This is a genomic window from Gordonibacter pamelaeae 7-10-1-b, assembly GCF_000210055.1.
GTDB classification, from domain to species: domain Bacteria; phylum Actinomycetota; class Coriobacteriia; order Coriobacteriales; family Eggerthellaceae; genus Gordonibacter; species Gordonibacter pamelaeae.
Genome location: NC_021021.1, coordinates 2,180,592 through 2,190,510 on the forward strand (window position 1 = coordinate 2,180,592; position 9,919 = coordinate 2,190,510).

8 protein-coding genes are annotated in these 9,919 nt (G+C 66.5%); 7 read left to right on the forward strand and 1 reads right to left on the reverse strand.

The features are described 5' to 3' along the window. The 7 genes from GPA_RS10085 to GPA_RS10115 form a co-directional block, all read left to right on the forward strand. Positions 1-1,430: ABC transporter substrate-binding protein (locus tag GPA_RS10085; protein WP_041239438.1), on the forward strand; the 1,430-nt coding region annotated here is incomplete at its 5' end. Between the two features lie 281 nt (positions 1,431-1,711). Beyond that, entirely contained in the window at positions 1,712-2,668 is a 957-nt protein-coding gene (locus GPA_RS10090; protein WP_041239439.1) for an ABC transporter permease, read from the forward strand. 1 nt (position 2,669) lies between these two features. Then, on the forward strand, positions 2,670-4,697 hold the full coding sequence (locus GPA_RS10095; RefSeq protein ID WP_015539807.1) for a dipeptide/oligopeptide/nickel ABC transporter permease/ATP-binding protein: 2,028 nt from the start codon (positions 2,670-2,672) through the stop codon (positions 4,695-4,697). Further along, positions 4,694-5,554, forward strand: a complete 861-nt coding sequence (locus tag GPA_RS10100) for an ABC transporter ATP-binding protein (RefSeq protein ID WP_015539808.1) — start codon at positions 4,694-4,696, stop codon at positions 5,552-5,554. Before GPA_RS10095 ends, GPA_RS10100 begins: the two co-directional genes overlap by 4 nt. Positions 5,555-5,720: 166 nt before the next feature. After that, positions 5,721-6,704, forward strand: coding sequence for a dihydrodipicolinate synthase family protein (locus GPA_RS10105; RefSeq protein WP_015539809.1), 984 nt, complete (start codon positions 5,721-5,723; stop codon positions 6,702-6,704). Between the two features lie 10 nt (positions 6,705-6,714). Then, positions 6,715-7,929, forward strand: a complete 1,215-nt coding sequence (locus GPA_RS10110) for an AGE family epimerase/isomerase (RefSeq protein ID WP_015539810.1) — start codon at positions 6,715-6,717, stop codon at positions 7,927-7,929. A 4-nt stretch (positions 7,930-7,933) separates the two neighbouring features. After that, positions 7,934-9,307 carry an ROK family protein gene (locus GPA_RS10115; protein WP_015539811.1) on the forward strand — a complete coding sequence of 458 codons (1,374 nt, stop codon included), beginning with the start codon at positions 7,934-7,936 and terminating at the stop codon, positions 9,305-9,307. Between the two features lie 441 nt (positions 9,308-9,748). Here the strand turns inward: GPA_RS10115 and GPA_RS18205 are convergent, their stop codons facing one another. Beyond that, positions 9,749-9,919, reverse strand: coding sequence for an amidohydrolase family protein (locus GPA_RS18205; protein ID WP_331429817.1), 171 nt, complete (start codon positions 9,917-9,919; stop codon positions 9,749-9,751).

The following is a 9,919-nucleotide window of genomic DNA, read 5'->3' on the forward strand; positions in this document are numbered from 1 at the left end:
GCGCCTACACGTCCACGAACGTGAACCCCGTGGGCCTGAACGGCGGCTCCGCGCTCATGCTGGCCGCCACGTGGCACGTGTTCGAGGGCCTGTACGACCTCGACCTGCACACGTACAAGACCTACAACGCGCTCGCCGCCGGCGACCCCACGAAGGTCTCCGACACCGAGTACGAAGTGGCCCTGCGCGACGGCGCCAAGTTCTCCGACGGCACGGACGTGACCGTGGCCGACGTGGTGAACGCGCTCGAGGTCAACATGGCCGACGCCACCTGCGGCGCATTCCTGTCGTTCATCGACTCGGTCGCCGAGAAGGACGACAAGACGGTCACCATCAAGCTGAAGTACCCCTTCGCGCTGCTGAAGGACCGCCTGACCGTGGCGAAGGTGTTCCCCGCCTCCCTCACCGAGGACCAGCTCAAGACCATGCCCATCGGCTCCGGCCCGTGGATGTACGAGAGCGTCAACGGCGACGACGGCGGCACCATCAAGTTCGTCCCCAACCCGAACTACGAGGGCCAGTACAAGCCCACGGCCGACTCCATGGAGTGGAACATCCTGCTGGACGGCACCGCCCGCACGACGGCGCTGCAGGAGGCCACGGTCCAGGTCATGGAGAACGTGCCTGACGCCAACGCCGACCAGCTCTCCGCCGCCGGCGCCACCGTCGAGTACGCCCAGGGCTTCAACCAGGCGTTCTTCATGTTCAACACGCTGAAAGCACCGTTCGACGACTACCGTGTGCGCCAGGCGCTCTACTACGCCGTGGACGTGGAGAAGCTCATCTCCAACCAGCTGAACGGCCATGCCGCCCCGGTCACGGGCTTCCTGCCGGAAGAGCACGCCAACTACCACAAGGCCGCCACGGTCTACACGCACGACGTGGAGAAGGCCAAGAGCCTGCTCGCCGAGGCCGGCGTGGAGAACCTGGCCTTCACGCTCGTCGTGAACAACAACTGGGTTAAGGACCTCGCCCCGCAGATCAAGGAAGACCTCAAGGCCGCCGGCGTCGACTGCACCATCGACGAGCAGAAGATCAACTGGAGCGAGTACGCCGCCTCCGATTCCACGCTCGCCTACGACGTCATGCTCACCCCGGGCGACCCGACCTGCTTCGGCAACGACCCCGACCTGCTCATGAGCTGGTGGTACGGCGACAACATCTGGACCCAGGGCCGTACGTGCTGGAGCAAGGCCGCCGACGGCAAGTGGGCCGAGCTGCAGGAGCTCATGCAGCAGGCGCGCGAGGCGGATTCCTCCAAGCAGCAGGACCTGTGGAACCAGTGCTTCGACCTCCTGGCCGAGCAGGTGCCGCTGTACCCGCTGTTCCACCGCCAGATCGCCACGGGCTACCAGGAGAGCATGATCTCCGGCTTCAAGCCCATCGCCACGACGGGCCTCGTGTTCCTGGGCGCCAGCCCCAAGGCGTAAGGGAACCACCGGTTCGCACAAGGTGTTTCGGAAGGGCCTGCCCGCTGGGGCGGGCCCTTTTTTCGGCAAGGCGGCCCGTGCGCAGGCGGGGTCGCGTATTGTCGGCCCTGCCTGCGCCCCCTTTCTCGCTTTGCTTCCTATTTTTCGCAAAGAAACCCCAAGGACTCATATAGAATAAGGAAAGCTGCTCACGGAGGGGGCTTGGCCGCCTTTCTTGCGAGAACGGGCAGCTGGCAACATGTAACGTAACCGATCAGAGCCAAGAGCGAAAGGAGGGTGCGGTGAGCAACCTGCTGCGTATGATCGGACGGCGCCTCATAGCGCTGCCGATCATGATATTCGGTGTCACCATCCTCGTATTCTTCGTCATGGCGCTCTCGCCCATCGACCAAGCGTATTCGGTCCTGGGAGAGAACGCGACCGAGGCGCAAGTCCAACAGTATCGCGAGGACCACGGGCTGAACGACCCTATCCTCGTGCAGTACGGCAACTACATGGTGGGCCTGGCCCAAGGCGACCTGGGCACCTACGGCGCGAACAACGCCTCCGTGGCCGAGCGCATCGGGCAGGCGCTGCCCGTCACGCTCCAGCTCACGTTCTTCGGCCTCATCATCGGCGTGGTGGTGGCGGTGATCTTGGGCGTGGTCTCGGCGCTGTACCGCGACCGATGGCCCGACCAGATCATCCGCGTGTTCTCCATCGCATGCATCGCCACCCCGTCGTTCTGGCTGGCGGTCCTCATGATCCTCTTGTTCTCGTCGATGCTGCACGTGCTGCCGGCCTCGGGTCCCCTGCCCCCGCTGGTCTCCGACCCCGGCGGATGGCTCGCACGCATGGCGCTGCCGGCCATCGCGCTGGGCGTGCCGGTTTCGGGCCAGCTCACGCGCGTCATCCGCACGTCCATGGTGGAGGAGCTCGACCGCGACTACGTGCGCACCGCGCTCGGCGCCGGCATCCCAAAGAGCGTCGTGGTGGCCCGCAACGTGCTGCGCAACGCGCTCATCACCCCGGTGACGGTGCTCGGCCTGCGCATCGGCTACCTCATCGGCGGCGCCGTGGTCATCGAAGTCATCTTCAACCTGCCCGGCATGGGCATGGCCATCCTCTCGGGCATCCAGTCCAGCTACACGATGCTCGTGCAGGGCGTCGTGCTGGTGGTGGCCATCACGTTCATCATCATCAACATCATCGTGGATATGCTCTATATCCTGATCGACCCGCGTATCAGGACGGTGTGACATGGTTAAGCTACGAGAGAACACTACCGCAAAGCTCGAGTCCAACCCCGGCAAGGTGCACTTCCGCCGCTGGAAGGCCATGTCCATCGGATCGCGCATCTCGCTTGTCGTGCTAATCCTCATCGTGATGATCGCCGTGCTGGCCAACATCCTCGCGCCGCACGACCCGTACGCCATCTTCACCGCCCGCCAGGCCCCCGACGCCCAGTTCCTGTTCGGCACCGACGACAAGGGCCGCGACGTGCTGTCGCGCATGATGTACGGCGCGCGCTACTCGCTCATCATCGGCCTCGGCGCCACGGCGTTCGCGCTCATCTGCGGCTCCATCATCGGCGCCGTCGCCGCCGTGTCGCGCAAGTGGGTGTCGGAAGTCATCATGCGCGTGCTGGACGTGGTCATGTCCTTCCCCGGCATCGCCCTGGCCGCCACGTTCGTCATCGCGTTCGGCAGCTCGGTGCCCTCGCTCATCTTCGCCATCGGCTTCCTCTACATTCCGCAGATCGCGCGTATCGTGCGCGCCAACGTGGTGAGCGAGTACAACCAGGATTACGTGCGCGCCGTCGTCGTCTCCGGCGCCCGCGCCCCGTGGATCCTCGTGAAGCACGTCATCCGCAACTGCATCGCCCCGGTCATGGTGTTCACCATCGTGCTGGTGGCCGACGCCATCGTGTTCGAGGCCTCGCTGTCGTTCATCTCGGCCGGCATCCCCGAGCCCACGCCCACGTGGGGCAACATCCTGTCCGACGCGCGCGGCGGCGTGCTGGCGGGCCGTTGGTGGCAGGCGCTATTCCCGGGCCTGGCCATCATGATCACGGTGCTGTGCCTGAACATCCTGTCCGAGGGCATCACCGATGCCATGGCCGCGGCCCCCAAGGCCCCCGTCAAGGCCGCCGACGACGCGCTCGCCGCGAACCGCGAGGCCGACAAGATGGTCGCCGACCCGACGCTGGCCTACGCCGCCCAGGCCGAGATGCTGGAGAAGCGCCTGGCCCAGCTGCAAGCCGTGGAGAAAACGCGCACCGACCGCTTCGAGGCGCGCACCGACGTGCCGCCCATCCTGGAGGTCAAGGACCTGTGCATCAAGTTCCCGCGCCATGGCGACGTGAACGTGGTCGACCACGTGAGCTTCGTGGTGCGCCCGCGCCAGACCATGGGCCTCGTGGGCGAGTCGGGCTGCGGCAAGTCCATCACCTCGCTCACCATCATGGGGCTCCTGGACCCGAAGGCCACCGTCACCGGCGAGGTGCTCTACGACGGGCAGAACCTGCTCGCCATGAGCCAGCACCAGATGAACGCGCTGCGCGGCCGCGAGATCGCCATGATCTACCAGGACGCGCTGTCGTCCTTGAACCCCTCCATGCTCATCAAGTCGCAGATGAAGCAGCTCACGAAGCGCGGGGGCACCCGCAGCGCCGAGGAGCTGTTGGAGCTGGTGGGCCTGGACCCGAAGCGCACGCTGGGTTCCTACCCCCACGAGCTCTCCGGCGGCCAGCGCCAGCGCGTGCTCATCGCCATGGCGCTCACGCGCGACCCGAAGCTCATCATCGCCGACGAGCCCACCACGGCCCTCGACGTGACGGTGCAGAAGCAGGTCATCGACCTGCTGAACAAGCTGCAGAAGGAGCTGGGCTTCGCAATGGTGTTCGTGAGCCACGACCTGGCCCTCGTGGCCGAGGTGGCCAACTCCATCACCGTCATGTACGCCGGCCAAGTGGTGGAGCAGGGCCCGGTCACGGACATCCTGTGCCACCCCGTGCACGAGTACACGCGCGGCCTTCTGGGCTCGGTGCTCTCCATCGAGGCCGGCGGCGCCCGCCTGCACCAGGTGCCGGGCTCCGTGCCCTCGCCGAAGGACTTCCCCGAGGGCGACCGCTTCACGCCGCGCTCGAGCCATCCCGACAAGGTCTCGCAGCTGCGCCCCGTGCTCAAGCGCGTGGAGGGCACCGACCACTACTACGGCGAGCTGCCTGACAGCGAGCTCAAACGACTTGGTATCAAGCCCTACGTGCCAGGAGGTCCGCTGATATGAGCGATGAGAAACTGAACGGGACGGCCGCCGCGCCTGCGGGCGCGGACGGCGAGCCCACCCCCATCATCTTCCTCGACGACATCCGCGTGACGTTCAAGACGCGCACCGGCTCCATCCTGCACCCGAACAAGGTGCAGGCCGTGCGCGGGCTCACGCTCAAGCTCATGCCGGGCCAGACGCTGGGCATCGTGGGCGAGTCGGGCTGCGGCAAGTCCACCACGGCCAACGTCATGTGCGGCCTGCAGCAGCCCACGTCGGGCAGGGTGTTCTTCAAGGGCAAGGACGTGACGAAGCGCACCGCCGCCGAGCGCCGCCTCATCGGCCGCGTGATATCGGTGGTGTTCCAAGACCCGGCCACGGCCTTGAACGCCCGCATGAGCGTGCACGACCAGCTCATGGACCCGCTCGTGGTGCACAAGATCGGCGACAAGGCCTCGCGCGAGGCACGCGTGCAGGAGCTCATCGAGATGGTGGGCCTGCCGGGATCGGTGCTCGACGCGCTGCCGGGACAGCTCTCCGGCGGCCAGCGCCAGCGCGTGGCCATCGCCCGCGCCCTGTCGCTCAAGCCCGATGCCATCATCGCCGACGAGCCCACGAGCGCGCTGGACGTGTCGGTGCGCGCGCAGATCTTGAACCTGCTGATGGACCTGAAGCGCGACCTGGGCCTGTCGATGGTGTTCATCAGCCACGACATCCAGACGGTGCGCTATATCTCGGACCGCATCATCGTCATGAACGCCGGCGTGGCCGTGGAGAACGGCACGGCGGAGGAGGTGTTCTCGAACCCTAAGGACGAGTACACGAAGCTGCTTTTGGGCGCGGCGCCCTCGCTGCTGCATCCCGAGCTGGGCAAGTAAGCCCGGTCGACGCATACGGCGGATCGCAGCCCTCGGAGAGATCCGGGGGCTGCTCCTTTCGAGGCGCTTTTCTTGTGGTCGCCCCTTACCGTACGTTGACGGCGGCCATCAGGGGAATTAAAGTTTTGTCGTTTAGAATCGCAACAGGAAAAGAGGATTAGCTCCCATGACTGACTCACCGTTCCGCGGCGTAATTCCGCCGGTCGTCATCCCGCTGACCGAGAAGCGCCAGCTCGACCTGGAGGCGCTCGAGCGCTCCATCAACCGCATGATCGAAGCCGGCGTCGACGGCCTGTTCTTCCTCGGCTCCTCGGGCGAGGTGGCCTTCCTCACCGACGCGCAGCGCTACCACGTGCTGCAGGAGGCCGTGGCCATGGTGCACGGCCGCGTGCCGGTGCTGGCGGGCATCATCGACATGGAGACGCTTCGCGTGGTCGACCAGGCCAAGCGCGCGGCCGGCTACGGCGTGGACGCGCTCGTGGCCACGGCGCCGTTCTACGCGCTGGGCGGCCCCAAGGAGGTGGAGCGCCACTTCCGCGCCATCCGCGAGCATACCGACCTGCCCCTGTTCGCCTACGACCTGCCGGCGTGCGTGCACACGAAGCTCGATCCCACCATGCTGGTGCGCCTCGGCGAGGACGGCGTACTGCAGGGCGTGAAGGACTCGTCGGGCGACGACGTGTCGTTCCGCTGGCTCTGCCTGCAGAACGAGGACGCCGGCCACCCGCTGCAGCTGCTGACCGGCCACGAGGTGGTCGTGGACGGCGCGTACCTGGGCGGTGCGGACGGCTCGGTGCCGGGCCTCGCCAACATCGATCCGGCCAGCTACGTGGAGCAGTGGCGCGCGGCGCAGGCCGGCGATTGGGAGCGCGTGCGCGATATCCAGAACCACCTGGCCCGCCTCATGTTCGTGACGCGCGAGGTGAAGGCCACCGTGGGCTTCGGCGCCGGCGTGGGCGCGTTCAAGACGGCGCTGTGGCAGATGGGCGTGTTCAACACGAACCAGATGCGCGAGCCCGTGTGCGCGCTCGAGGGCGAGGACGTGGACCACATCGTGCACGTGCTCAAGAAGGCCGGTCTCATGGATGCCGACGCACCCACGCGCCAGTCCACCTGGAGCGCCTGCCCCGTCTTCGGCTGCTCGGCATAGGGAGGCCTGCATGACTGCGGACAACACGGAGAAGCTGATCGAGGTACGCGACTGGATCCGCAAGGAGCTGGATACCTGCGTGGACTTCTGGCTCGAGCACGGCATGGACCGCGAGAACGGCGGCGTGTACACCTGCCTCGACCGCAAGGGCGAGGTGTACTCCACCGACAAGAGCGTGTGGATGCAGGGCCGCTGCGCCTGGACGTTCTCGTACCTCTGCCACCTCTACGGCGAGCGCCCGGAGTGGATGGAGGCCGCCAAGAGCTGCCTGGACTTCCTGGAGGAGCACTGCGTCAACCACGAGGCGGGCGACCGCCTGTACTTCACGGTGACGGCGGAGGGCAAGCCCCTGCGCCAGCGCCGCTACTGCTTCTCGGAGGGCTTCTACGCCATCGCGAACGCCGAGTACTACGGCCTGACCGGCGAAGCGGTCTACCTTGAGCGCGCGCGCCGGGCGTACGAGCTGATCTACAACCTGAACAACGGCCTGATCGAGGACCCCACGGGACTGGGCCCCAAGACCATCGCAGAGACGCGCTCGGGGCGGGCGCTCGGCGACCCGATGATCTTCCTCAACATCATCGGCATCATGCGTCGTGTGGACCCCGCGAACACGGAAGAGTACGACCGCCGCGCGCGCGAGTGCACCGACCGCATCGTGAACGAGCACTACCGCCCGGAGCTCGGCTGCACGCTGGAGAGCGTGAACCTGGAGGGCGAGCCGGAGCTCTGGTACACCGCCGGCCGCGTGGTGAACCCGGGGCACGACATCGAGTGCAGCTGGTTCATGATGGACGAGGCCAACTACCGCGGCGACGAGGAGCTGCACCGCACGGCCGAGCAGATCTTCCGCCTGGCCATCGAGGCCGGCTGGGACGAGGAGTTCGGCGGACTGCTCTACTTCATCGACTGCAAGGGCCTGCCCACCGAGGCCTACGAGCACGATATGAAGCTATGGTGGCCGCACAACGAGATCATGATCGCCGCGTCGAAGGCCTACCGCGACACCGGCGACGCCTACTACCTTGACTGGCTGCTGCGCACGATCGACTACTGCAAGGAGCACTTCACCGACCCCGAGTACGGCGAGTGGTACGGCTACCTGCGCCGCGACGGAAAGCCCACGATGCCGCCCACGAAGGGCTCCACGTTCAAGGGCCCCTTCCACGTGCCCCGCGCGCTGTCCATGACCGAACGAGTTTTGACCGAGTTGATTGGAGACTGACGACATGAACTATCTGGGTATCGACTACGACGTCAAGAACATGCCCGTGCTGGACGAGGGCTTCATCCCGTTCGGCGTGTGGATGAAGGCATACCTCGAGGGTGCCGAGCATCCCATCGCCGTGGCCGTCGAGCGCGAGGACGGGCTCATCTCCGTGCGCGAGAGCGCGATCCGCGGCGGCGAGTTCGCCGAGGCCGACTTCCGCTACGTGGAGCGCCTGGTGAAGTTCGAGCTGTGGAGCATCGGCGGCTTCCGCGTCTACCTGCGCGGCTGCGACGACATCGCGGCGAAGCTGGCTGAGGCGTACTCTCCCGAGGGCGCGCGCTCGTTCGACTACGGCTTCGTGGGCGACGTGTACGAGAAGCCGCTCGAGGTCATGGCGTGCACGGAGGCCGACTTCCCCGCCGCCAACGAGGCCGCGAAGAAGATCGGAGGCCACATGGAGGGCTGCCGCATCGGCTTCGACGCCGGCGGGTCGGACCGCAAGGTGTCGGCCGTCATCGACGGCGAGTCGGTGTACTCCGAGGAGGTCGTGTGGTTCCCCAAGGTGACGGAGGACCCGGAGTACCACTTCAACGAGATCGTGACCGCATTCAAGACCGCCGCCTCCAAGATGCCGCGCGTCGACGCCATCGGCGTGTCGTCGGCCGGCACGTTCGTGGGCAACAGCCCCATGGTGGCCTCCCTGTTCATCAAGGTGCCGCGCGAGCGCCGCGACGAGGTGAAGAGCATCTACGACCGCGCCGGCAAGGAGATCGGCGACGTGCCGCTCGTGGTGGCCAACGACGGCGACGTGACCGCGCTCGCCGGCTTCATGAGCACGGGCAAGGGCGACATCCTCGGCATCGCCATGGGAACCTCCGAGGCCGTGGGCTACGTGAACGACGAGGGCAACGTGCTCGGGTGGATCAATGAGCTGGCGTTCGCGCCGGTGGACCTTTCGCCTGCGGCCATGCAGGACGAGTGGTCCGGCGACTTCGGCGTGGGCTGCAAGTACTTCAGCCAGGACGCCGTCATCAAGCTGGCTCCGGCCGCCGGCATCGAGCTCGACCCGGAGCTCTCCCCCGCCGAGAAGCTCAAGGTGGTGCAGGGCCTGGCCAACGAGGGCCACGAGGGCGCGCTCGACATCTTCCGCTCCATCGGCGTGTACCTGGCGCACACGCTCGTGCTGTACAGCTCGTTCTACGAGATCGAGACGCTGCTGGTGCTGGGCCGCGTGGCCTCCGGCGTGGGCGGCGACCTCGTGATCAGCGAGTGCAACCGCGTGCTCGCCGAAGAGCATCCCGAGCTGGACGCGCAGATCAACGTGACGCTGCCCGACGAGATGATGCGCCGCGTGGGCCAGTCCGTGGCCGCCGCGTCGCTCCCCGAGGCGTAAAAAGGCGCAAGGGGCACTCCCCCTTCATCGTTAAGACGAGGCCCGCGTCGCATGGCGCGGGCTTTTTTCCGGCCTCCCCCGATCTCATTCAAGGGCCTTGACGCCGAAAAGGCCGGTTGCTGTCAAAAACGGGGCGGTTTGGCAATCGTAACGCGCCGCATGAGACGGATCCTATAATAGAACAGCGATCCTGGACAGTGTTTTCCCAGGTGGCGTTCTGCGATGATAATCAGAGCGAACAACCATGGATTGCCAAACCGCCTTGTTTTTGACACTAAGGGCCCGTTTCGGCGTCAGCAATGCCCGCCTTCGCGACGCTTCAGGCGGCCGCAGCCCCGACGCCCGCCCCGCATGTAGGCATCGGGAAAATCCCCCTCTCAGGCAAAGCGCCTCGCCGCGATCGCTCGCAACGAGGCGCTTCTCGCAGTATCCGATGATGCGCTACGCCAGCAGCTCGCCGCGCAGGACGACGGCGCGAAGGTCGAGCGTCTCCTTGTCCAGCAGCACGGCGTCAGCCACCTTGCCGGGCTCGATGGCACCGCGCTCGGCATCCAGGCCGAGGGCGCGCGCCGGGTTCGCGCTCGCCGCCTTCACGGCGCTCGCCAGCGGGAT